We start from the raw sequence: 21,397 nt of genomic DNA on the forward strand, positions 1-21,397 counted from the left end.
GCGCGGGTTTCTTCTGAACGGGCTGCTTTGCCTACAAGCGTTGCAGATCCCGTTGGGCCAACTGGGCAGCGGAAGTCCCCGGATACTGGGCAACCACTTGCTGCAGAATGCCTTTGACCTTGTCGGTATGACCCAGGCGGCGTTCTACGTCAGCGAGTTTGTACAGCGAATCCGGCACCTTGGCATGCTTGGGATAGAGCTGGCTGACCTTGGCAAATGCCTGGCCTGCGCCCTGCAAGTCACCCTTGGCCAGGTTGACCTCGCCCAACCAGTATTGGGCGTTGCCCGCGTACTGGCTGTTTGGGTATTTGCGCAGGAAAGCGCTGAATGCCTGGCTGGCCTTATCGAAATCCTTGGCTTTGATCAGGTCGAACGCCGCATCGTAATACAGCTTTTCCTTCGCCGGATCACCCGGTTCGCTGCTCGCGGCAGGGGCTTGGCTGGCAGCCGCCCCCGCTGCTGCACCACCGATGGCAGCACTAGGTGCACCACCGGCGGAAGAATTATCAGGAGTTGCGGCAGGTGTAACACCGGCTCCAATGCGTCGATCAAGATCCTGGTAACGTTCCAGGCCTTCTTGCTTCAGCTGGCGCACTTCGTTCTGCAGAATTTCAATGGTGCCTTGTTGCTGCGCCAATTGATCCTGCATGCGTTGCAGCTGGTTGAACAGTTCGCCCTGTGCCGAGGGAGCGGACGTAGCCGCTCCCCCCGCATAGGCGCCGTTCGTGCCATAACCTGCTGGCGGATAACTGCTCCCGCTATTGTTATAGCCAGAGTTGCTATCTTCCACAGGAACCGCAGCCCACACCGCAAGCGGTGCGAGGCTGAGAGCCAATACAGTCAGAGCACGACGGCACGTTCGCATGACGAATTACTTACGCAGTTCGACGCGACGGTTTTGAGCCCAGGACTGCTCGTCGTGGCCAGTAGCAACTGGACGCTCTTTACCGTAGGAAACCAGTTCCAGTTGGCCTGGAGCAACACCTTGCAGTACCAGGTAGCGCTGAACGGCTTTCGCACGACGCTCGCCCAGTGCCATGTTGTACTCACGAGTACCACGTTCGTCGGTGTTACCTTCCAGAACAACGCGAGCGCCGTTAGCTTTCAGGTCCTTCGCGTGAACGTCCAGAGCGCGCATGGCTTCTGGTTTCAGGTCCGAACTGTCGTATTCGAAGTAGAAAGTGGTGATAGCGCGCAGAGCAGCTTCTTCGCTCAGGGAGCCGTCAACTGCACCAGTGTTAGCGCCGTAACCAGCGTTTGGATCAACAGCTGCGCCTTCACCGGCATTGTCGCCGCCTTTAGACGAGCAACCAACGGCTACGGACAGAGCCAGAGCCAGAGCAGCAAACTTACCAAACTTCAGCATTTCCATCGTGAAACTCCTAATGAACCCCAGTGTGTTAAGCAAATCTTGTAGCGCCGCGTCAGTTCAGGTAAGGGGACCAGGATGGTTCTCTGACTTCGCCTTGAGCGGTAGGAAGTGGGAGCCTTACGCGTCCATTAATGGACACGAGCATCAAGACTCCCCGGCCCTGCTGGCGGGTGGCGTAGATTACCATGGTGCCGTTGGGCGCAACAGTGGCTGACTCATCAAGGTTGGTATCTGTGAGGATTTTTACGGTTCCGCGCTGCAAATCCTGGGCCGCAACCCGGAAATTAGTGAAACCATCCTGACGGTGAATCATCACCAACGTCTTTTCATCAGCCGAAAGTTTAGGGTTGGCGTTGTAGTTGCCGATAAAAGTCACGCGTTCCGCGCCACCGCCACCAACACTCGCCTTGTAGATTTGTGGTTTGCCGCCACGGTCGGAGGTGAAGAAGATGGTCGAGCCATCCTTACCCCAGAACGGTTCGGTGTTGATACCCGGGCCGCTGGTCACGCGAGTAATCGCACGCGAAGCCATGTTCATCACGTAGATGTCCGGGTTGCCGTCCTTGGACAGCACGAACGCCAGGCGCGAACCATCCGGCGACCAGGCTGGCGCACCGTTGAGGCCTTCGAAGTTGGTGATCTGCTCACGACGGCCAGTATCGATGTGCTGGACGAAGATACGCGGGCGCTTCTGTTCAAAGGACACGTAGGCAATACGCTTGCCGTCCGGCGCAAAACGCGGCGACAGGATGGGCTCACGCGATTGCAGCAAGGTCACTGCACGAGCACCGTCGTAGTCCGAACGCTGCAAGGTGTAGCGGGTGTTGTCTACCGAGAAACGCTCAGCCGTTACATAAAGCAGACGCGTCGAGAAAGCACCTTTGATGCCGGTGAGCTTTTCAAACGACTGGTCCGAGATGTAGTGGGCCATGTCGCGGATTTGCTCGGCTGTGCCCGACACGCTGCCGGTCAGGACCTGCTGCTCGGTGGCCACGTTGAACAAGGTGTAGGTGATTTGCAGGCGACCGCCGGCCGGCGTGATATTACCGACCATCAGGTACTGCGCGCCCACGGCTTTCCAGTCACGGAACACGACTTCGCTGGCCTGGTTCGGCTGGCTGATCATGTTGCCTTTCGGAATCGGCGCGTAGTAGCCGGAGTTGCGCAGGTCGTCGCTGACGATCTGGGCCATGTCGTCCGGCAGCACGCTGCCGCCCTGCCAGCCGAACGGTACTACCGCAATCGGGGTGGCCCGATCGCTACCGCTGGTGACCAGGATGTTCTTTTCATCCGCCGCCGCTATCCCTGCCATACAGCAAATAACGACAAGCATTCCTCGAAGAAGGTTTCTCACAAGGCTAGATCCTCAGGTGTGAATGTCATCTTGAATGAACGATAGGGAGCGAAGTCGCTTGGTTTCATTCCCTGCATCTCGGTCAACCGGCCAATGTTCTTGACCGCTGCAACCGCCGAACTGTCGAACGAACCATCGCCACTGGACTTGGCCACGCTGACCGAAGTCACCGTACCGTCCGGCAACATGCCGATCTGCAGCACTACTGTCATGCCTTTGCGTGCCGAAGGTGGACGTGTCCAGCCTTCCGCTGCCCGTGCCCGAATCAGGTCGTCGAAACTGCCCGCGACTTCGTCACCACGTTCATCGGCCAAGGCTTGCTGACGCTGCGGCGTGTCGGAAAGCAAATCTGCCAGGGCCTGGGCCTTTTTCTCTTCGGCGGATTTACGTGCTGCTTCCTGGGCCTTTTTCTTGGAGGCATCGGCGGCAGCTTTCTTCTTCGCGTCGTCGGCGACTTTTTTCTTCGCCTCGTCTGCTTCAGCTTTTTTCTTGGCGTCTTCGGCGGCTTTCTTCTTCGCGTCTTCGACTATTTTCTTCTTGGCTTCTTCAGCGGCCTTTTTCTTGGCCTCTTCTTCGGCAGCTTTCTTGGCTTCTTCTTCAGATTTCTTCTTGGCTATATCAGCCAATTGTTTCTCTTCGGCTTTTTTAGCTTCGGCAGCTTTCTCGGCTTTTTTGGCTTCATCAGCCTTTTTCGCCTCGTCGGCCTTCTTCGCTTCGTCAGCCTTTTTCGATTCCTCGGCCTTTTGAGCCGCCTCTTCTTTCTTTTGTTCCGCAGCAGCCTTCACCGCTTCCTGCTCGACCTTCTTCTGTTCCATCTGTTCGACTTCAGTCTGGCGCGCAGCCGACTTCTGGGCCTCACCTGCAATCTTCTGATTGGTCTGGGTGGTGGCCTGGCTTTTCGATTTCAGCTGATACAGGGTCGCCTGCACGATCGGCTTGGCTGGCGGCAAGTCCGGGGTCATGGCAAAGCTTACGAACAGCATGCCAAACACCAGGACGTGCAGGGCAATTGCCCAGACGCTAGGCCAGAAGTAGCTTTCCGAGGCGGACGGCTCTCGCTGTTGCTGCATCAGGGCGCCTCGGTAATCAAGCCAACGTTACCGACGCCGGCCTTCTGCAGCCCGCCCATGGCACCCATGACGGATCCGTAGTCGACTGCCTTGTCACCCCGGATAAACACCTGGGTGTGCTTGCCGCCTTCGTTGCCGGCGCGAATGATCTTGGTCACCGCATCGGTCATCGCCGGCAAGGTCATGGCCTTGTCCTGTTGCTTCTGAGTGTCGACTTCGCTGCCAAGGTTCCAGTAATAGGTCTTGTCGGACTTGATCGAAATGGTCAGCACCTGGGTGTTGTTGTCCTGGGGCAAGGCTTCGCTGGAAACCTTGGGCAGGTCAACCTTCACACCCTGGTTGAGCATCGGCGCGGTCACCATGAAGATCACCAGCAGCACCAGCATCACGTCGATGTAAGGCACTACGTTCATCTCGGCGACCGGCTTGCGCTTGGTTCGAGCTCGAGTGATTAAAGCCATCGGGAGGTACCTGCTTATTCTTCGCTGGTGTGCACTTTACGGTGCAGGATCGCCTGGAATTCATCGGCGAAGGTGTAGTAACGGCCAATCAGGTTTTCGCCGCGGGCGGCAAAACGGTTGTAGGCGATGACTGCCGGGATCGCAGCGAACAGGCCGATCGCAGTGGCGATCAAGGCTTCGGCGATACCCGGGGCCACGGTGGCCAGGGTCGCTTGCTGAGCCTGGGCCAGGCCACGGAAGGAGTTCATGATGCCCCACACGGTACCGAACAGACCGATGTACGGGCTCACGGAACCCACGGTGGCGAGGAACGGCAGGCTCTGCTCCAGCTTCTCTTCTTCGCGGGAGATGGCGACGCGCATGGCACGGGCCACGCCTTCCATCACCGCTTCCGGGTCGACGCCTGGCTGCTGGCGCAGACGGGAGAATTCCTTGAAGCCAGCGCGGAAGATCTGCTCGACGCCCGAATCCGGGTCCGGGTTGCTGCCCGCCTGGCGATACAGCTTGGACAGGTCGATACCCGACCAGAAGCGCTCTTCAAAGCTCTCCAGGGCACGTCGACCGGCACGCAGCAGGTTGCTGCGCTGAAAAATCATGACCCAAGAGGTAACCGATGCGGCTACCAGGATCAGCATCACCAGTTGAACCACGACACTGGCATTGCTGACCAGGCTCCACATGGAGGAATGGTCGACGACGGTAGGTTCCACGCTAAATCTCCTGCTTTGATTGTTTACCCGCGCCGCTTACGTCGGCAAAGGCCGCACGTAGAGCTTCGGGAATGGCCCGGGGTTTCAAACTATTGGTGCGCACACAGGCCACCAGGAACTGCCCCTCACAGAGCAGCGTTGCATCCGTTGCCCGCCTGACCTGCTGTTTGAAGCGCAGGCTGACACGGTTCAATTCGATTACTTCAGCGCTGACCAGCAGTTCGTCGTCGAGCCGCGCCGGCGCGTGATAGCGCGCCTCGCTGGAATGCACGACAAACAACAGGTCCTCCCCTGCCAGCTGGGATTGGGCAAAGCCCAGCTCCCGCAGCCGCTCGGTGCGAGCCCGCTCCATGAACTTGAGATAGTTGACGTAATACACGATGCCGCCCGCATCGGTGTCCTCGTAATAAACGCGACAGCGATGTGCGAACGACTGATCCCCGTTTTGCGCGCGCATACTCTAGTGCTTACTCCTCAGGTTGCCAATTGGCTGGGCAACTGTTTTTTCATTCTATGAAACATTTCTAACGACTGAATGACGACACCAGCCACTAGGACAGCACAAACCTCAGATAAATCGACTGGCGTGACCTTTTTAATCGTCCACTGCATCAAGGAATTCGTCTACCACGGGCATCTCACCCAATCGTGACGGAATGTTTAGCCCGAAGTGCAGATAGGCGTGGCGCGTCACCACGCGCCCCCGCGGCGTGCGCATGATATAGCCCTGCTGGATCAGGTAAGGCTCCAACACATCCTCGATGGTATGACGCTCTTCACTGATGGCAGCCGCCAGGCTGTCAACGCCCACCGGGCCGCCGTCGAACTTCTCGATCATGGTCAAGAGTAGACGTCGGTCCTGGTGATCGAAGCCGTGCTCGTCCACATCCAGCAGGTTCAAGGCCAGGTCGGCGACGGCCTTGGTGATATGCCCCTTGGCCCGCACTTCGGCGAAGTCACGCACGCGACGCAGCAGACGGTTGGCGATTCGTGGCGTACCGCGGGCACGACGGGCGATTTCAAACGCACCTTCCGGGTCCAGGGGCAAACCGAGAATGCCCGCCGAACGGCTGACGATGGTCGCCAGGTCTGCGGTGCTATAGAACTCTAGACGTTGAACAATGCCGAAACGGTCTCGCAACGGGTTGGTCAGCATGCCCGCGCGAGTGGTGGCGCCGACCAGGGTGAAGGGTGGCAGGTCGAGCTTGATCGAGCGGGCCGCCGGGCCTTCGCCGATCATGATGTCGAGCTGGAAATCCTCCATCGCCGGGTACAGCACTTCCTCGACGATGGGTGACAGACGATGAATCTCGTCGATAAACAGCACGTCGTGGGGCTCAAGATTGGTCAACAACGCCGCCAGATCACCCGGACGCTCCAGCACGGGGCCGGACGTGGACTTGATCGACACGCCCATTTCCTGGGCAATGATGTTGGCCAGCGTGGTTTTACCCAAGCCCGGCGGGCCGAAGATCAGCGTGTGGTCCAAGGACTCACTGCGCCCGCGCGCCGCCTGGATAAACAGCTCCATCTGCTCGCGCACGGTGGGCTGGCCAATGTAGTCGGCCAGGCTCAACGGGCGGATGGCGCGGTCCTGGACTTCTTCACGGTCACGCGGACCGGTGGCCGCAATCAGACGATCAGCTTCAATCACTTAAATCATTCCCTTCAGGGCGCGGCGGATCATATCTTCGGCACTCAGGTTCTTGTCCTTGATGGCCGACACGGCCTTGCTGGCTTCCTGGGGCTTGTAGCCCAGGGAAATCAGCGCGTTGACAGCGTCGCTCTCGGCGCTGGCGACCTGGGCCGCCGGCATATCCGGCTGGTTCGGCACCAGGGCGAACATGCTCGGTACGACTTCCCAGGCCTTGAAGCGGTCCTTGAGTTCGACCAGCAAGCGCTCGGCGGTCTTCTTGCCAACCCCCGGCACCTTGGTCAGCGCCGACGTGTCCTGGGCCGAGACGGCGCGCACCAGCTCATCCACTTCCAGGCTCGACATCAACGCCAGCGCCAGCTTCGGCCCGACACCATTGAGGCGAATCAGCTCGCGGAAGAAATCACGGTCGCGCTTGCCAATGAAACCATAGAGCAATTGCGCATCTTCGCGCACCACCAAGTGGGTGTGCAGCGTAATCGGCTCGCCGACCGACGGCAGGCGATACAGGGTGGTCATGGGCACTTCCAGCTCATACCCCAACCCGTTTACATCCAGAATCAGGTGCGGCGGCTGTTTTTCAGCCAGGGTGCCGCGCAAGCGTCCAATCACGGTTCAAATCCTTAAAGCTTGAGGTCAGATAAAAGGCCTGACCGGGAAAAACGATTGCGCTGATGCTATCAGAGACGCAGCCGCCCGCCACGACTGCGTGCAGTACCCAGGCCGTGAGGCAATAGGCTGGAACGGGTGTGCGCGTGGCAAATGGCGATGGCCAGTGCGTCGGAGGCGTCGATTTGTGGCTTTGCGGTGAGCTTGAGCATGTGCATGACCATCATCTGCACTTGTTCCTTGTTCGCCGCGCCGGTGCCGACCACGGCCTGCTTGACCTGGGTCGCGGTGTATTCGGCGATCTCCATGCCCTCTTCGGCACCCGCGACGATGGCAGCACCACGGGCCTGGCCGAGCTTCAGTGCCGAATCGGCGTTTTTGGCCATGAACACCTTTTCGATGCCCATGGTCACCGGACCATAGGTCTGGATCACTTCACGCACGCCGCGATAAACAATCTGCAGGCGCTCGGCCAGCTCGCCCGCCCCGGTGCGGATACAGCCCGAGGCGACATAGATGCAGCCACGCGGGGTCTGTTGCACCACGCCAAAACCGGTGATGCGCGAACCGGGGTCGATACCTAGGATTAAAGTCATAACGCCTGCGGTTTGGGTAAAACAATTTTTGATACTAAGGAGATCCAATGTGGGAGCGGGCTTGCCCGCGAAGACGGTGGATCAGTCAACATTTTCAGCGACTGGTACACCGCATTCGCGGGCAAGCCCGCTCCCACATTTTGATCGACGTCATACCTCAGACTAGCTGTGCAGCCACATCCTCCGGGATGTCGGCGTTGGAATAGACGTTCTGCACATCATCCAGGTCTTCGAGCATATCCAGCAGCTTCAGCACTTTCTGTGCGCCATCCAGGTCCAGTTCGGCGCTGGTGGTCGGCAGCATCACGATTTCCGCGTCGGTACCTTTGAAACCGGCGGTTTCCAGGGCGTTACGCACGGAGTAGAAACTGGCAAACGAGGTGAACACGTCGATGGAACCATCGTCGTTGGTGACCACGTCGTCCGCATCCGCTTCCATCGCCGCTTCCATCAGCGCGTCTTCATCCGTACCCGGCGCGAACGTGATCTGCCCTTTACGCTCGAACAGGTAAGCCACTGAACCATCGGTGCCCAGGTTGCCGCCGCACTTGCTGAACGCATGGCGCACGGCCGCCGCAGTGCGGTTGCGGTTGTCGGTCATGCACTCGACCATCACCGCCACACCGCCCGGGCCGTAGCCTTCGTAGGTCAGCTCGACCATGTCGTCGGTATCGGCAGCGCCGGCACCACGGGCCACGGCGCGGTCGATGATGTCGCGGCTCATGTTGGCGCCGAGGGCCTTGTCCAGCGCGAGGCGCAGGCGCGGGTTGGAGCCCGGGTCACCACCGCCCTGGCGGGCGGCGACAGTCAGCTCGCGAATCCACTTGGTGAAGATCTTGCCTTTCTTGGCATCCTGACGCTCTTTGCGGTGCTTGATGTTCGCCCACTTGGAATGGCCAGCCATAACACAACTCCGAAATTCTGTAGAAACCTTGTCAACCCTGCCCCAGGCAGGATGCAACCCTTGTAACGCAAAGGCGCATCCGAAGATGCGCCTTTTTTAGACTGCGTAGAACTCAATGCGCTTTCACGCCGCAGCCTTACTCAGCCTTCGGTGTCTCACGCAGGCGGATGTGCAGTTCGCGCAGTGCCTTGGCATCCACCACACCCGGAGCCTGGGTCATGACGTCCGCAGCGCTCTGGGTTTTCGGGAAGGCGATCACTTCACGGATCGACTGGGCGCCGGTCATCAGCATCACCAGACGGTCCAGGCCGAACGCCAGGCCACCGTGGGGCGGCGCACCGTATTTCAGGGCGTCGAGCAGGAAGCCGAACTTCTCTTCCTGTTCCGCTTCGTTGATGCCCAACAGGCGGAACACCGCTTGCTGCATTTCCTTGCGGTGGATACGGATCGAACCGCCACCCAGCTCAGTACCGTTCAGAACCATGTCGTAGGCGCGGGACAGCGCGCCAGCCGGGTTGGCTTCCAGCTCGGCCGGCGAGCACTTCGGCGCGGTGAACGGGTGGTGCAAGGCGCTGAAGCTGCCGTCGTCGTTCTCTTCGAACATCGGGAAGTCAACGACCCACATCGGGGCCCACTCGCAAGTCAGCAGGTTCAGGTCGTGACCCAGCTTGATCCGCAGCGCGCCCAGGGCTTCGCTGACGATCTTGGCCTTGTCGGCGCCGAAGAACACGATGTCGCCATCGACTGCACCAACGCGATCGAGGATCGCGTTCAGGTTGTCCAACGGGATGTTTTTCACGATCGGCGATTGCAGACCGTCAACACCGTTAGCACGCTCGTTGACCTTGATGTAAGCCAGGCCCTTGGCACCGTAGATGCCGACAAACTTGGTGTAGTCGTCGATCTGCTTGCGCGGCATGCTTGCGCCGCCAGGTACGCGCAGGGCGGCGATACGGCATTTAGGGTCATTGGCCGGGCCGCTGAACACCTTGAAGTCGACTTCCTTCAGCTGGTCGGCCACGTCTACCAGTTCCAGCGGGTTGCGCAGGTCTGGCTTGTCGGAACCGTAGCGGCGCATGGCTTCTTCGAAGGTCATGTGCGGGAAATCGCCGAATTCCAGATCCAGCACTTCCTTGAACAGGTTGCGGATCATTTTTTCGGTCAGGCCCATGATCTCGTTTTCATCGAGGAAGCTGGTCTCGATGTCGATCTGGGTGAATTCGGGCTGGCGGTCGGCGCGCAGGTCTTCGTCGCGGAAGCACTTGGCGATCTGGTAGTAACGGTCGAAGCCAGCGACCATCAGCAGTTGCTTGAACAGCTGTGGCGATTGCGGCAGGGCGAAGAACGAACCGGCATGGGTACGGCTCGGCACCAGGTAGTCGCGCGCGCCTTCCGGGGTGGCCCGGGTCAGGATCGGCGTTTCCACGTCCAGGAAGCCGTTCTCGTCGAGGAAACGGCGGATGCTGGTGGTCATGCGCGAACGCAGGCGCAGCTTCTCGGCCATTTCCGGACGACGCAGGTCCAGGAAGCGGTAGCGCAGGCGGGTTTCTTCGCCCACGTCGGAGTATTCGTTGAGTGGGAACGGCGGGGTTTCCGACTCGTTCAGCACTTCCAGTTCATAGCCCAGCACTTCAATCGCACCGGAGGCCATGTTCGCGTTCACGGCACCGGCCGGACGCAGGCGAACCTTGCCGGTGATCTTCACGACGTATTCGCTGCGCACGCGGTCGGCGGCGGCGAAGCTTTCGGCGCGGTCCGGGTCGAACACCACCTGGGCCAGACCATCACGATCACGGATATCGAGGAAGATCACCCCGCCGTGGTCGCGGCGACGGTGAACCCATCCGCAAAGGGTGATTTCCTGACCATCCAGGGTCTCGTTCAGTTGGCCGCAATAGTGGCTGCGCATCATGGTAGTGGTTTCACTTCTCGTAATTCGAAATTCGGTGGAGGCCTGCCTCGTCACCGTACATTAAAGCAGGGGACGGATAATGCAGGAGCCTGCGCGTAGAGTTCAACTCAGTCTGCTTTGTCGCCGCCCGCCAGATTCTTCTTCGAGCCGGTCTTGAAATCGGTCTCGTACCAGCCGCTGCCACTCAGGCGGAAGCCCGGCATGGACAACATCTTCTTGAGTTCCGGCGCCTGGCAGGCTGGGCAATCGACCAGCGGTGCTGCGCTGATCTTCTGAATGGCTTCCAACTGATGACCACAGGAAGCACATTGATAGTCGTACATGGGCATGGCGATGTCTCGGCGATCAGATCATTACTGCGCCACGCCTGGCCCTTGGAGAACAGCCCCGGCCTGCGCAGCAAAGCGCGGGATTATATATGGTAAATCAAGGCAGCGCAGCCGGCTTTCTGCCCTAAGCACGGCCCGCCAGGGCAGCGGGTCGTCCTCGGGGCCGCCGTGCTACTCGGGGTTCGGCGGCACAACATGGCCCTTCAATGCGTGAACCACACACACCACACGGACCAGACCACTGAAGTTCTTCACCCCCCCGTAACGCAAATGCACTTCCCGATCGACATACGACAGCAACGCACTGACCGAACAGGCATTGATCCTGGCAATTTCCGTGAGGATATTCCAATAGATCTGCTCAAGCCGCAGGCACGTGGAAAACCCATTGAGCCTGACCGATCGGGACAAGGGCTTGGACAGCCCCATGTCGAATCCCTTTGCAAAGGGATCGACCTTTATCTTATGGAAACCACAGGCCTCCATCACTCCATTACCCACTCCGCGTGACATACACCTGACACTCCATTGCCAAACAACAGCCCACGGGGTACTCCCGTTGGACAGTGGGCCTATAAAACAGCAGGACGAGCAGAGCGGCCAGAAGACGCGGAGTTGATAGTCGTAGGACAACGCCAGGAAGCGCAGGGAAACAAGCGAGCGGCGCCAGGGTGGCGCCGCTCGAAGCAGGTATCTACTGGTTTTCGAGCAGGGAACGCAACATCCACGCGGTCTTCTCGTGGACCTGCATGCGCTGGGTCAGCAGGTCGGCAGTCGGCTCATCGCTGACCTTGTCGAGCAATGGAAAAATGCCACGCGCGGTACGAGTGACCGCCTCCTGGCCCGCCACCAGCTGCTTGATCATCTCTTCAGCGCTGGGCACGCCTTCCTCCTCCTTGATGGAAGACAGGCGAGCATAGATCGAATAGGCACCCGGCGCCGGGAAACCCAGGGCACGGATACGTTCGGCAATGGAATCCACCGCCAGCGCCAGTTCGTTGTACTGCTCCTCAAACATCAAGTGCAGCGTACGAAACATGGGGCCCGTGACGTTCCAGTGGAAGTTGTGGGTCTTCAGATACAGTACGTAGGTATCGGACAGCAGACGCGAAAGCCCATCGACGATGGATTTACGGTCTGCTTCACTGATACCAATATCGATTGCCATGTTTTTTCCCTTCAATTGACGAGCGTTCATTGATCAGGTGCAGGACCACTCTAGCAAGAGACCCGGTGTTGTGCAGCCCGACACACCCCGGTGACCTGCGGCAAATCGCCCCTCTGCCGCTCGCCAGGCGGCGTGGGGCAAGCGCTACAGCGCGCAGGCAGACTCTTGAAATACCCCTCAAAACACCCAAACCTGTCTAGGACAAGCGTTTGCCGCATAAACGCCGCGCCTCCTGCAACACCCGCAAATGCTTGATTTGAGTAGGCACAGCCTTTGCTGTTAAATAGGCGGCGTGTGGCTGCCGTTAATGTTTGCGGCACGTTACATAGGCTGATACCCGCGCACGTGCTCAACGCCTCCCATTGTTCAGAAGCGAACCGTGCCAGTCAGCTCTTCCTTGTGATCCGTCTTAACGTGAGTTAATCAAAATGTTGAAAATCGTCCACCTGCTAACGGGCGTTGCAGCTTTGCTGCTGTCCTTTATCCCGAGCCTGCAGCCTGAAAGCCTGCCCTACCTGCAACAATATGACGCTCTGTACCTGGCCTTGTTCGGCCTTCTTAACCTGACGCTGGCACCGGTGATCCCTTACTGGAACAAAGGCACACGTCATCAACTGCAAAACCTGGTCAGCGCCCTGCTGGTACTGACCGTTGTCGTACAAACCCTCACCCTCCTGGCACCCATGCCTGAAGTCGGTGGCCACCCGGCCATCCTGCTCAGCCTGGTAATTGCCGTGGTTGCCATCGTTCTGCACCTGGCAATCAGTTTCTACCGTTCGTCGCCTGCAGCCGCTTCGCAAAACTACGACATGACCAACCGCGATACCGGGACGGTCAAGTGGTTCAACACGTCCAAGGGCTTCGGCTTTATTTCTCGTGATTCGGGCGACGACATCTTCGTCCACTTCCGGGCCATTCGCGGCGAAGGCCATCGTGTCCTGGTGGAAGGCCAGCGCGTGGAGTTCTCCGTGATGAACCGCGACAAAGGCCTGCAAGCCGAAGACGTGATTGCGGCCCTGCCGCGTCGCTGATCCACGCCTTCGCAGCAAAAAAAAACCGCGATCCAGTGCAGACTGGATCGCGGTTTTTTATTGCGCGCCTGTTTAGTAATGAGGCGGCGGCGCTTCTTCTTCGGAGGTCTCGAACTGGCCGCCCATTTCTTCCTGGCGCTTGAGCAGTGCCGTCATCTGCAATTGCAAACGCTCGACCGCCCGTTGCTGGGTGACAAGGATGTCATTGAGGGTTTCGATAGTATCGTCCTGAAACGCCAGGCGGCTTTCCAGGTCGTTGACGCGGTCTTGCAGATCCATGGTTCAGCCCTGGGTAAAGATGAAGTCGGCCGGCAACAGCGTGCGCAACCTGGCGCGAATGGCCGCAACCTGCTCCGCGGTGTATGGCACGGCGGGGTGTTTGCCCCACACCGGCGCAGGCCAGGCAGCGTCATCGCGCTTGCGCACGATCACATGCACGTGCAACTGACTGACCACGTTACCAAGGGCGCCGATATTCATCTTGTCCGCCGCCAGGCCTTCATTGAGAAGTTGTGCCAGGGCTGTGGTCTCTTGCCACAGCGTCTGCTGATCGGCGACACCCAGTTGAAACACTTCACTGATATCGTTGATACGCGGCACAAGAATGAACCACGGGTAATTCGAATCATTGGACAGCAGCAGGCGGCACAAGGGGAAATCCCCGAGGGTCAGCGTATCTTGTTGCAGGCGTTGGTCTAAGGCGAACACCGCGGGCACTCCGTATTGGCAGGTCAGTTTCAGGCGCCCAGCATACCTTCGAATGGCCCGCCATGCAGAAGAGGCGATGCAACCCGAGAAAAACAACTGCACCTTTTCGATGCAGGCGGATATTTCAACTACGCTAAGTCGGGCCTCAGCGGGACGCACCAAAATGACCCACCTGTGCCTCAAAGCGATCCGCCGATTACCCACTCGCGGGGTGAACCGGTAACGTTTTGCTCTGGAGCAAGTTTTGCGCGGCCCCGTTCAGGTGTAATGGCCCGGCGTCAAGCCCAAACCAAACGGCGTAAAAACCCCGTGCTTATGCGGTTTTTACATTGAGATAACGGCTTTCACGAAAAAATGACATTCGGTTACCGGTTTGTGCACGCTTGTTGCATTCAACCTCACATCGTCGACAACGACACCCGCCTGGAAGCAGGTGTTACGCGATAAGAACAGCAGCGTTTCAATGTATAACCAGGAAGAATCCAAACTTTTAAAAAGCTTGGAAACAGCATTGAAGTTGTCAGTCCCGCTACATTCAGGACTGTGAATTTGCGACATGGATCTAGCAATTTGCGACAGCCTCGTAAAGAAGCTGAAAGGAAAGATAGGCAAGTATCGCCAAGTATTGTCAGCGTGATATAACTTTGCGCCGACACAAAAAGAAAGAGCCGCCCAGACAAAAATACAGGTGGGACGGCAGTACTCTTCCTAAAAACCAAAGGAGCAAATCACGATGCGCGTGATGAAGTGGAGCATGATCGCCCTGGCTGTTTCAGCAGGCACCTCGCAGTTCGCAATGGCCTCTTCCCAGGACGACGCCAAAGGCTTTGTTGAAGACAGTACTTTCAGCGTCAACACTCGCGCGCTGTATTTCAGCCGTGACCGACGCAATAACCCGTCGACTGCGCAAAGCCGCCAAGAAGAAACCGGCCTGGGCTTCAACGGCCTGTACCAATCCGGCTTCACCCAAGGCACCATCGGTGTCGGTGTTGATGTAATCGGTCTTCTGGGCGTCAAGCTCGACAGCGGCAAGGGTCGCGCCGGCACCGGCCTGTTCCCTCAAGGCTCCGACGGTCGCTCGCAGGATGACTACTCCAAAGGCGGCGGCGCTATCAAGTTCCGTATCTCCGATACCGTCTTGAAAGTCGGCGACCAGTACACCACTGCTCCTGTATTTGCATCTGACGACAGCCGTTTGCTCCCAGAATTGCCTCAGGGCATTTCGATCACCAGCAACGAGATCAAAGGCCTGAAGCTCGAAGCCGGTCACTTCACCTCGATCGTTGCCCAGGCACAGACCTACAAGGACAGTATCGGCAGCTATGAACCGATTACCGGTACTGGCCTGCGTGATGCCAACTTCGTCGGCGGCGTTTACTCCTGGACCCCAGAGTTCACCACCAGCCTCTACTACTCGAAAGTGGAAGATTACTGGAAGAAACTCTACGCCAACGTGAACTGGACCCACGCATTGAGCGCTGACCAATCCGTAGCGGTAGACTTCAACATCTACGACACCAAGAGCGAAGGCGCAGGCCTGCAACGCGCGGAAAAAGACAACACCACCAAGCTCGATAACCGCGCATTCAGCCTGCAGGGTGCTTACACCATCGGCGCCCACACGTTCACCCTGGCAGCCCAGAAAGTTACCGGTGACGGCGACTACGGCTACGGCGTAGACGGTGGCGGCACGATCTTCCTGGCCAACTCCATCGCCCGTTCCGACTTCAACGCCGAAGGCGAGAAGTCCTACCAGGCTCGTTATGACATCAACATGGCAACCTTCGGCGTTCCTGGCCTGAGCTTCATGACTCGTTACGTTACCGGTAGCGGCGCCAACACTGGCACCACTAGCAACGGTAAAGAGTGGGAACGCGACATCGAAGCCAAGTACGTAATCCAAGGCGGTCCGGCCAAGGATCTGAGCCTGCGTCTGCGTCAAGCAACCTACCGCTCGAGCGATGGCGTTTACTACGGTTCGCCTTCGATCGACGAACTGCGCCTGATCGCGCAATACCCGCTGAACATCTTGTAATTTACTGTTCGATTACAACGATGACTTAAGGCTTCGGCCTTAAACAAAAAGCCGCTCCCCTGCAAACAGGGGAGCGGCTTTTTTATTGCAGTTTTATTTCAGCGGATAAATAACTAGCAAGCTAACTAACGAGATTCAGGTGACACGTTTAACCTGACCTTTCGGCCAAGTTAAACGCGCGGCTTTCGCTTACTTTGTTGCAGTTTCCTGCATCACACGAATAACCCGCTGTGGAAACGGAATATCAATCCCCGCCGCTTTCAAACGGTCACGGGCAAGTTCATTGAACATGAACATCACATCCCAATAGTCCGCTGTCTTGGTCCAGCAACGCAGGGACACAGTGATAGAGCTGTCGCCCAAGGTCGAAACCACCGCTACCGCGGCCGGGTCTGCCAGCACGCGCGGGTCTTTCGCCAGATCCAGCAGTACCTCACGGGCCTTCTGCAGGTCGGCGTCATAATCCACACCCACATCAAATACCACCTTGCGGGTCGGCTGACGGTTGGTGTTGGTGATGATGCCGTTGGACAGGCTGCCGTTCGGGATGATCACCGTCTTGTTGTCGCCGGTGCGCAGCACGGTGTGGAAGATCTGGATGCTGTCGACCGTACCCGAAGTACCCTGGGCTTCAATCCAGTCACCAATACGGAACGGGCGGAACAGCAGAATCAGCACGCCGCCGGCGAAGTTCGCCAGGCTGCCCTGCAGTGCCAGGCCGATGGCCAGGGTCGCGGCACCAATCGCGGCGACGAACGAGGTGGTTGCCACGCCGATCATCGACGCCACGTTGACCATCAGCATGACTTTCAGCGCGATGTTGGCCAGGTTGGTGATGAAGTGTTGCAGGGCCAGGTCCGCATTGCGCAGGGCCAGCAGGCGCCCCACACGGTGGGTCAATATGTTGATCAGCCACCAGCCGATGGCCAGGGTGAGGACGGCCAGCAGCACCCGGCTGCCGTATTCCATGATCATCGGGACCCACGACTGCGAGGTCTTGATCAAGTGATCCATTTCAGCGTTCAAATCCATGTAGCTTCTCCTGTGTGGCGGATGTGCGGCTTTATTGACTGCCTAAAAACGCAAATGAGCCCCGTAGGGCTCAAGTGTAGGCACGGATTCTGGGGCGTGGGACGTCAAAAACGCCCCCAGGTTCCGCGAGGTGCCATCAGTCGCGGAAGTTATTGAACTGCAGCGGCATGTCGAAGGTCTTGGCGCGCAGGGCCGCGATGGCCTCTTGCAGGTCGTCACGCTTCTTGCCGGTAACACGCACCTGCTCGCCCTGGATGGCAGCCTGGACCTTGAGCTTGGCATCCTTGATATGAGCGACGATCTTCTTCGCCAGCTCCTTGTCGATGCCTTCCTTGAGCACGGCTTCCTGTTTCATCAGCTTGCCGGAGGCGTAGGCGTCCTTGATTTCAAGGCACTGCGCATCGATCTTGCGCTTGACCAGCGACAGCTTGAGGATCTCGATCATCGCTTCCAGCTGGAAATCGGCTTCAGCGGTCAGGTTGACGGTCAGTTCCTTTTCCTTGAATTCGAAGCTGCCCTTGCCTTTCAAGTCATAGCGACGGTCCAGTTCCTTGACGGCGTTCTCGACGGCGTTGGTGACTTCGTGTTTGTCCAGTTCGGATACCACGTCGAACGAAGGCATGTCATTTCTCCAATATAAGGGGCGGGCTCAGTAGAGATGGAGCGCGCCCGAGCTAAAATGCCGGAGCATTATAGCGGTTCTTTCGCCTCGTTCACTGCGGGCGACCCTACGGAGCAAAATCTGATGTCGACCACCTGGCATATTCTCGGCGCCGGCAGCCTTGGCACCCTCTGGGCCACGCGGCTGGCCCGTGCGGGCGTGCCCGTGCGGTTGATCCTGCGCGATGCGGCACGCCTGGCCAGCTATCAGGCGACACCTGGCCTGACCCTGGTGGAGCATGATGTGGCACACACCTACCCGGTGATCGCCGAAACGCCCGACAACCTAGAGCCAATCCGTCGCCTGCTGGTGGCGTGCAAAGCCTACGACGCACAAAGCGCCGTCGCACAGCTGCAACATCGGCTCGCGCCAGACGCCGAACTGATCCTGCTGCAGAACGGCCTCGGCAGCCAGGACGCCGTTGCCACCCAGTTACCCCAGGCCCGCTGCATCTATGCCTCCAGTACCGAAGGCGCGTTTCGCGACGGCGACTGGCGCGTGGTGTTCGCCGGCCACGGCTACACCTGGCTGGGTGACGCCAGGCATCCCACCCCGCCGCTGTGGCTGGAAGACCTACAGGCTGCAGGAATCCCTCACGAATGGAGCACCGACATCCTCACCCGCCTGTGGCGCAAGCTCGCACTCAACTGTGCGATAAATCCGCTGACGGTGCTTTACCAATGCCGCAACGGCGGCTTGCAGGCCCACGCCTGTGAGGTCGCGACCCTCTGCGCGGAATTGAGCGAGTTGCTCGAATGCTGCGGCCAGCCCGTCGCCGCACAAGACCTGCACAGCGAAGTGGTACGGGTGATCCAGGCGACTGCAGCCAATTACTCCTCGATGTACCAAGACGTGGCCAACGCCCGGCGCACCGAAATCAGCTACCTGTTGGGCTATGCTTGCCAGGCGGCGTCCCGTCACCAATTGAATCTGCCGCACCTGCAACAAGTGCAAATGCGCCTGGTCGAGCAGTTGCATGCACGCGGATTGCCCCGCGACTGAACCACGCGCTACCCTGCCCGCCTGTCTATCACCTGGGAAAACCCTGATGCCGCTGCGCCAGCGTCTTGAAAATCTACCGGTCGGGCAGAAACTGCTCGCCGCCCTGCTGGTGCTGCTGACCACTGTATTGCTGGTGGCCAACCTCACGTTTATCAGCGCCGCCTACTGGATCTCCCAGGAGAGCATGGCCCCCCAGGCACTCCAAGCCATCGGTCGGTTGGTCTCCAACCCGGCCCTGGCCGCCGAAGCCCTGGAATCCCCGGCCAAAGCCGACGCCCTGCTCAACGAGCTGACCAGCTACTCACCGCTGCGCGCCGCCGCCCTCTATGACAGCGAAGGCAACCGCCTGGCGCAATTGCAACATGGCGACCGCCTGCACCTGCCGGACAACTACCGGCATATCGAGGCTTGGCGCGCCACCGAGTTTCGCAGCAACCAGGTCATCACACTGCCCCGTCCGGGCCAGCCATCCGGGCATTTGCTGCTGGTCGCCAGCAGCGAGCTGCCGGTAGCGTTCTATACCGGCACCTTGACCGCGAGCCTGGGCATCCTGATTTTCAGTGTGCTGTTGTGGCTGGTCATCGCCCGGCAGATCAAACGCCTGATCACCCGGCCGATCCATGAATTGGAAGAACTGTCGCGCCAGGTTACCCGCGAAGAGAACTACGCCTTGCGTGCCGGGCGCGGCAACCACGATGAAATCGGCAGCCTGGCCGAAGCCTTCAACACCATGCTGTCGCGCATCGAAGCCCGCGAGCAGCAGCTCAAGCGCGCGCGGGACGACTCCCAGGAAGCCTACGCCCAAGCCCAGGGCCTGGCCGAAGAAACCCGCCACACCAACCGCAAGCTGGAACTCGAAGTACAGGTGCGCAGCAAGATCGAGAAAAAGCTCACGGGTTTCCAGAACTACCTCAACAGCATCATCGACTCCATGCCGTCGGCCCTGATCGCCCTCGACGAACAGCTCTACGTCACCCAGTGGAACCAGGAGGCCAGCGCGCTCTCCGGCACACGCCTGGATGAAGCGCTGAACCAGCCGATCTTCCTTGCGTTCCAGCCGCTCAAGCCATACCTGCCGCAGATCAAGGCCACAGTGGAACAGCACACCGTGGAACGCATCGAGCGCGTTACCTGGATCAAGGACGACGAGCCCAAACACTACGCCCTGACCTTCTACCCGCTGATGGGCGGCGCCGGGCGCGGGGTGGTGATCCGCATCGACGACATCACCCAGCGCCTGTCCCTGGAAGAAATGATGGTGCAGTCGGAGAAGATGCTTTCGGTCGGCGGGCTGGCCGCCGGCATGGCCCATGAGATCAACAACCCACTGGGGGCGATCCTGCATAACGTGCAGAACATCCGCCGCCGCTTGTCACCGGACCTGCCCAAGAACCTCGAACACGCCGAACAGGTCGGCGTCGAGTTGGATACGGTGAACCGCTACCTGCAAAGCCGTGAAGTGCCGCAACTACTCGACGGCATCCAGCAGGCCGGCGCGCGCGCAGCGAAAATCGTGACCCACATGCTCAGTTTCAGTCGCCGCAGCAACCGGCAGATGGCGCCCTGCGACCTGCCCGCACTGATCGATCAAGCCGTGGAAATCGCTGGCAATGATTTCGACCTGACCATCGGCTTCGACTTCAAGGGCCAGGCGATCGTCCGCCAGTTCGACCCGCAACTGGGCCCCGTGCCCGGCACCGCCAACGAGCTTGAGCAAGTGTTGCTCAACCTGCTCAAGAACGCCGCCCAGGCCATTCACCTGCGTGAAGACGACCGCGAGCCCGGACGCATCATCCTGCGCACGCGCCTCAACCCACCGTGGGCGGAGATCCAGGTGGAAGACAACGGCATCGGCATGAGCGAAAACGTGCGCAAACGCACATTCGAGCCGTTCTTCACCACCAAGGAAATCGGCCAGGGCACCGGGCTTGGGCTATCGGTGTCGTACTTCATCATCACCAACAACCACAAGGGCCAGATGGAAGTGCAATCGACCCTCGGCCAAGGCACTTGCTTCACCTTGCGCCTGCCCCTGGCGGGCAGCCAACTGCCGCCTTACGAACTCACCCAACTGGAGCAATGACCATGGGCTTTCGCCTGTCGAAGATCTACACCCGCACCGGCGACAAGGGCGAAACCGGCCTCGGTGACGGCCGCCGCGTGCCCAAGGACCACCCGCGCGTGGAGGCGATTGGCGAGGTGGATACGCTCAATAGTCAACTGGGGCTATTGCTGGCCAATCTGGAAGAACAGAGCGGCAAACACCCACAACTCAAAGATGTGATCGAAGTGCTTACGCCGTGCCAGCATCGCTTGTTTGACCTCGGCGGTGAACTGGCCATGCCGGTGTACAAGGCGCTGAATGCGGCGGAAGTGGACCGATTGGAAGCGGCGATTGATCGTTGGAACGAGGAGGTCGGGCCGCTGGAAAACTTCATCCTGCCCGGTGGCTCGGCGTTGATCGCCCAGGCACACGTATGCCGCAGCCTGGCGCGTAGTGCAGAGCGGCGGTGTCAGCAGTTGAATGGGATTGAGCCACTGGAAGGCGTGGGGTTGGCGTATATCAATCGGTTGTCGGATTTGTTGTTCGTGGCGGCGCGGATTATTGCCAAACGCCAGGGTGTTGCCGAGGTTTTGTGGCAGGCAGCCGCTAAACCCCATTGATTAATCAGTGCCGGATCTGACGCCTTCGCGAGCAAGCCCGCTCCCACATTCGACCGCATTCTCATGTCGGAACTCGGTCAAGTGTGGGAGCGGGCTTGCTCGCGAAGAGGCCAGTCAGAACAGCA

24 protein-coding genes are annotated in these 21,397 nt (G+C 59.1%); 5 read left to right on the top strand and 19 right to left on the bottom strand.

Annotated features, from left to right (window positions below; translation table 11 throughout):
* Window positions 1-31: 31 nt before the first annotated feature.
* The 15 genes from ybgF to AC3ISR_RS22505 form a co-directional block, all read right to left on the bottom strand.
* Window positions 32-865: a tol-pal system protein YbgF gene (gene ybgF, locus AC3ISR_RS22435; protein ID WP_192299425.1), complete on the bottom strand. Its 834-nt coding sequence runs from the start codon at window positions 863-865 to the stop codon at window positions 32-34.
* A 6-nt stretch (window positions 866-871) separates the two neighbouring features.
* Entirely contained in the window at window positions 872-1,372 is a 501-nt protein-coding gene (gene pal, locus AC3ISR_RS22440; protein WP_003209827.1) for a peptidoglycan-associated lipoprotein Pal, read from the bottom strand.
* Window positions 1,373-1,424: 52 nt separating this feature from the next.
* The gene (gene tolB, locus AC3ISR_RS22445; protein WP_192299426.1) at window positions 1,425-2,705 is read right to left on the bottom strand and encodes a Tol-Pal system beta propeller repeat protein TolB; all 1,281 of its coding nucleotides are present in this window, start codon (window positions 2,703-2,705) and stop codon (window positions 1,425-1,427) included.
* Between the two features lie 17 nt (window positions 2,706-2,722).
* A complete protein-coding gene (gene tolA, locus AC3ISR_RS22450) occupies window positions 2,723-3,796 on the bottom strand; it encodes a cell envelope integrity protein TolA (RefSeq protein WP_159959465.1) in 1,074 nt (357 codons plus the stop codon).
* Window positions 3,796-4,248 (bottom strand): protein TolR, encoded by a 453-nt coding sequence (gene tolR, locus AC3ISR_RS22455; protein ID WP_161549410.1) that lies wholly within the window; start codon window positions 4,246-4,248, stop codon window positions 3,796-3,798. Before tolR ends, tolA begins: the two co-directional genes overlap by 1 nt.
* Window positions 4,249-4,271: 23 nt before the next feature.
* Window positions 4,272-4,967: a protein TolQ gene (tolQ, locus tag AC3ISR_RS22460; protein ID WP_032890916.1), complete on the bottom strand. Its 696-nt coding sequence runs from the start codon at window positions 4,965-4,967 to the stop codon at window positions 4,272-4,274.
* Between the two features lies 1 nt (window position 4,968).
* Window positions 4,969-5,424 carry a tol-pal system-associated acyl-CoA thioesterase gene (gene ybgC, locus AC3ISR_RS22465; protein ID WP_015885610.1) on the bottom strand — a complete coding sequence of 152 codons (456 nt, stop codon included), beginning with the start codon at window positions 5,422-5,424 and terminating at the stop codon, window positions 4,969-4,971.
* A 138-nt stretch (window positions 5,425-5,562) separates the two neighbouring features.
* A complete protein-coding gene (ruvB, locus tag AC3ISR_RS22470) occupies window positions 5,563-6,621 on the bottom strand; it encodes a Holliday junction branch migration DNA helicase RuvB (RefSeq protein WP_015885611.1) in 1,059 nt (352 codons plus the stop codon).
* Window positions 6,622-7,233: a Holliday junction branch migration protein RuvA gene (gene ruvA / locus AC3ISR_RS22475; protein ID WP_003193868.1), complete on the bottom strand. Its 612-nt coding sequence runs from the start codon at window positions 7,231-7,233 to the stop codon at window positions 6,622-6,624.
* Between the two features lie 68 nt (window positions 7,234-7,301).
* Window positions 7,302-7,826, bottom strand: a complete 525-nt coding sequence (ruvC, locus tag AC3ISR_RS22480) for a crossover junction endodeoxyribonuclease RuvC (RefSeq protein ID WP_065908840.1) — start codon at window positions 7,824-7,826, stop codon at window positions 7,302-7,304.
* Window positions 7,827-7,983: 157 nt separating this feature from the next.
* Complete coding sequence (locus AC3ISR_RS22485; protein ID WP_192299428.1) at window positions 7,984-8,730, bottom strand: YebC/PmpR family DNA-binding transcriptional regulator; 747 nt, start codon at window positions 8,728-8,730, stop codon at window positions 7,984-7,986.
* A 136-nt stretch (window positions 8,731-8,866) separates the two neighbouring features.
* Complete coding sequence (gene aspS, locus AC3ISR_RS22490) at window positions 8,867-10,642, bottom strand: aspartate--tRNA ligase (RefSeq protein WP_192299429.1); 1,776 nt, start codon at window positions 10,640-10,642, stop codon at window positions 8,867-8,869.
* A gap of 107 nt (window positions 10,643-10,749) precedes the next feature.
* On the bottom strand, window positions 10,750-10,971 hold the full coding sequence (locus AC3ISR_RS22495) for an FmdB family zinc ribbon protein (RefSeq protein WP_010208103.1): 222 nt from the start codon (window positions 10,969-10,971) through the stop codon (window positions 10,750-10,752).
* 171 nt (window positions 10,972-11,142) lie between these two features.
* Window positions 11,143-11,484, bottom strand: a complete 342-nt coding sequence (locus AC3ISR_RS22500) for a ribbon-helix-helix domain-containing protein (protein ID WP_192299430.1) — start codon at window positions 11,482-11,484, stop codon at window positions 11,143-11,145.
* Between the two features lie 181 nt (window positions 11,485-11,665).
* A complete protein-coding gene (locus AC3ISR_RS22505; protein ID WP_122720393.1) occupies window positions 11,666-12,139 on the bottom strand; it encodes a Dps family protein in 474 nt (157 codons plus the stop codon).
* A gap of 428 nt (window positions 12,140-12,567) precedes the next feature.
* Between AC3ISR_RS22505 and AC3ISR_RS22510 the strand changes: the two genes are divergently transcribed.
* Window positions 12,568-13,170, top strand: a complete 603-nt coding sequence (locus AC3ISR_RS22510) for a cold-shock protein (RefSeq protein ID WP_191956007.1) — start codon at window positions 12,568-12,570, stop codon at window positions 13,168-13,170.
* 72 nt (window positions 13,171-13,242) lie between these two features.
* Here the strand turns inward: AC3ISR_RS22510 and AC3ISR_RS22515 are convergent, their stop codons facing one another.
* Window positions 13,243-13,449 (bottom strand): SlyX family protein, encoded by a 207-nt coding sequence (locus AC3ISR_RS22515; RefSeq protein WP_010208093.1) that lies wholly within the window; start codon window positions 13,447-13,449, stop codon window positions 13,243-13,245.
* Window positions 13,450-13,452: 3 nt separating this feature from the next.
* Window positions 13,453-13,878 (bottom strand): HIT domain-containing protein, encoded by a 426-nt coding sequence (locus tag AC3ISR_RS22520; RefSeq protein ID WP_463984100.1) that lies wholly within the window; start codon window positions 13,876-13,878, stop codon window positions 13,453-13,455.
* Between the two features lie 733 nt (window positions 13,879-14,611).
* Here AC3ISR_RS22520 and AC3ISR_RS22525 point away from each other — a divergent pair.
* Complete coding sequence (locus tag AC3ISR_RS22525) at window positions 14,612-15,913, top strand: OprD family porin (RefSeq protein ID WP_463984101.1); 1,302 nt, start codon at window positions 14,612-14,614, stop codon at window positions 15,911-15,913.
* 189 nt (window positions 15,914-16,102) lie between these two features.
* On the opposite strand, the gene AC3ISR_RS22530 is transcribed toward AC3ISR_RS22525, so the two are convergent.
* Window positions 16,103-16,945, bottom strand: a complete 843-nt coding sequence (locus tag AC3ISR_RS22530; RefSeq protein ID WP_463984102.1) for a mechanosensitive ion channel family protein — start codon at window positions 16,943-16,945, stop codon at window positions 16,103-16,105.
* Window positions 16,946-17,081: 136 nt separating this feature from the next.
* Window positions 17,082-17,567, bottom strand: coding sequence for a YajQ family cyclic di-GMP-binding protein (locus tag AC3ISR_RS22535; protein ID WP_003175814.1), 486 nt, complete (start codon window positions 17,565-17,567; stop codon window positions 17,082-17,084).
* Window positions 17,568-17,690: 123 nt separating this feature from the next.
* Between AC3ISR_RS22535 and AC3ISR_RS22540 the strand changes: the two genes are divergently transcribed.
* The 3 genes from AC3ISR_RS22540 to AC3ISR_RS22550 are packed head-to-tail and all read left to right on the top strand — an operon-like array spanning window position 17,691 to window position 21,272.
* Window positions 17,691-18,608 (top strand): putative 2-dehydropantoate 2-reductase, encoded by a 918-nt coding sequence (locus tag AC3ISR_RS22540; protein WP_192299434.1) that lies wholly within the window; start codon window positions 17,691-17,693, stop codon window positions 18,606-18,608.
* Window positions 18,609-18,654: 46 nt separating this feature from the next.
* A complete protein-coding gene (locus AC3ISR_RS22545) occupies window positions 18,655-20,691 on the top strand; it encodes a sensor histidine kinase (protein WP_192299435.1) in 2,037 nt (678 codons plus the stop codon).
* Window positions 20,692-20,693: 2 nt separating this feature from the next.
* Window positions 20,694-21,272, top strand: a complete 579-nt coding sequence (locus AC3ISR_RS22550; RefSeq protein ID WP_463984104.1) for a cob(I)yrinic acid a,c-diamide adenosyltransferase — start codon at window positions 20,694-20,696, stop codon at window positions 21,270-21,272.
* The last annotated feature ends 125 nt before the right edge of the window (window positions 21,273-21,397 follow it).

This window comes from Pseudomonas sp. GL_117, from assembly GCF_057835125.1.

Excerpts from the sequence above, each read along its gene's own strand:
- ybgF (WP_192299425.1), bottom strand. The coding sequence starts at position 865 with ATGCGAACGTGCCGTCGTGCTCTGACTGTATTGGCTCTCAGCCTCGCA.
- pal (WP_003209827.1), bottom strand. The coding sequence starts at position 1,372 with ATGGAAATGCTGAAGTTTGGTAAGTTTGCTGCTCTGGCTCTGGCTCTG.
- tolB (WP_192299426.1), bottom strand. The coding sequence starts at position 2,705 with ATGCTTGTCGTTATTTGCTGTATGGCAGGGATAGCGGCGGCGGATGAA.
- tolA (WP_159959465.1), bottom strand. The coding sequence starts at position 3,796 with ATGCAGCAACAGCGAGAGCCGTCCGCCTCGGAAAGCTACTTCTGGCCT.
- ybgC (WP_015885610.1), bottom strand. The coding sequence starts at position 5,424 with ATGCGCGCGCAAAACGGGGATCAGTCGTTCGCACATCGCTGTCGCGTT.
- ruvC (WP_065908840.1), bottom strand. The coding sequence starts at position 7,826 with ATGACTTTAATCCTAGGTATCGACCCCGGTTCGCGCATCACCGGTTTT.
- AC3ISR_RS22485 (WP_192299428.1), bottom strand. The coding sequence starts at position 8,730 with ATGGCTGGCCATTCCAAGTGGGCGAACATCAAGCACCGCAAAGAGCGT.
- aspS (WP_192299429.1), bottom strand. The coding sequence starts at position 10,642 with ATGATGCGCAGCCACTATTGCGGCCAACTGAACGAGACCCTGGATGGT.
- AC3ISR_RS22495 (WP_010208103.1), bottom strand. The coding sequence starts at position 10,971 with ATGCCCATGTACGACTATCAATGTGCTTCCTGTGGTCATCAGTTGGAA.
- AC3ISR_RS22500 (WP_192299430.1), bottom strand. The coding sequence starts at position 11,484 with ATGTCACGCGGAGTGGGTAATGGAGTGATGGAGGCCTGTGGTTTCCAT.
- AC3ISR_RS22505 (WP_122720393.1), bottom strand. The coding sequence starts at position 12,139 with ATGGCAATCGATATTGGTATCAGTGAAGCAGACCGTAAATCCATCGTC.
- AC3ISR_RS22510 (WP_191956007.1), top strand. The coding sequence starts at position 12,568 with ATGTTGAAAATCGTCCACCTGCTAACGGGCGTTGCAGCTTTGCTGCTG.
- AC3ISR_RS22515 (WP_010208093.1), bottom strand. The coding sequence starts at position 13,449 with ATGGATCTGCAAGACCGCGTCAACGACCTGGAAAGCCGCCTGGCGTTT.
- AC3ISR_RS22525 (WP_463984101.1), top strand. The coding sequence starts at position 14,612 with ATGCGCGTGATGAAGTGGAGCATGATCGCCCTGGCTGTTTCAGCAGGC.
- AC3ISR_RS22530 (WP_463984102.1), bottom strand. The coding sequence starts at position 16,945 with ATGGATTTGAACGCTGAAATGGATCACTTGATCAAGACCTCGCAGTCG.
- AC3ISR_RS22535 (WP_003175814.1), bottom strand. The coding sequence starts at position 17,567 with ATGCCTTCGTTCGACGTGGTATCCGAACTGGACAAACACGAAGTCACC.
- AC3ISR_RS22540 (WP_192299434.1), top strand. The coding sequence starts at position 17,691 with ATGTCGACCACCTGGCATATTCTCGGCGCCGGCAGCCTTGGCACCCTC.
- AC3ISR_RS22545 (WP_192299435.1), top strand. The coding sequence starts at position 18,655 with ATGCCGCTGCGCCAGCGTCTTGAAAATCTACCGGTCGGGCAGAAACTG.
- AC3ISR_RS22550 (WP_463984104.1), top strand. The coding sequence starts at position 20,694 with ATGGGCTTTCGCCTGTCGAAGATCTACACCCGCACCGGCGACAAGGGC.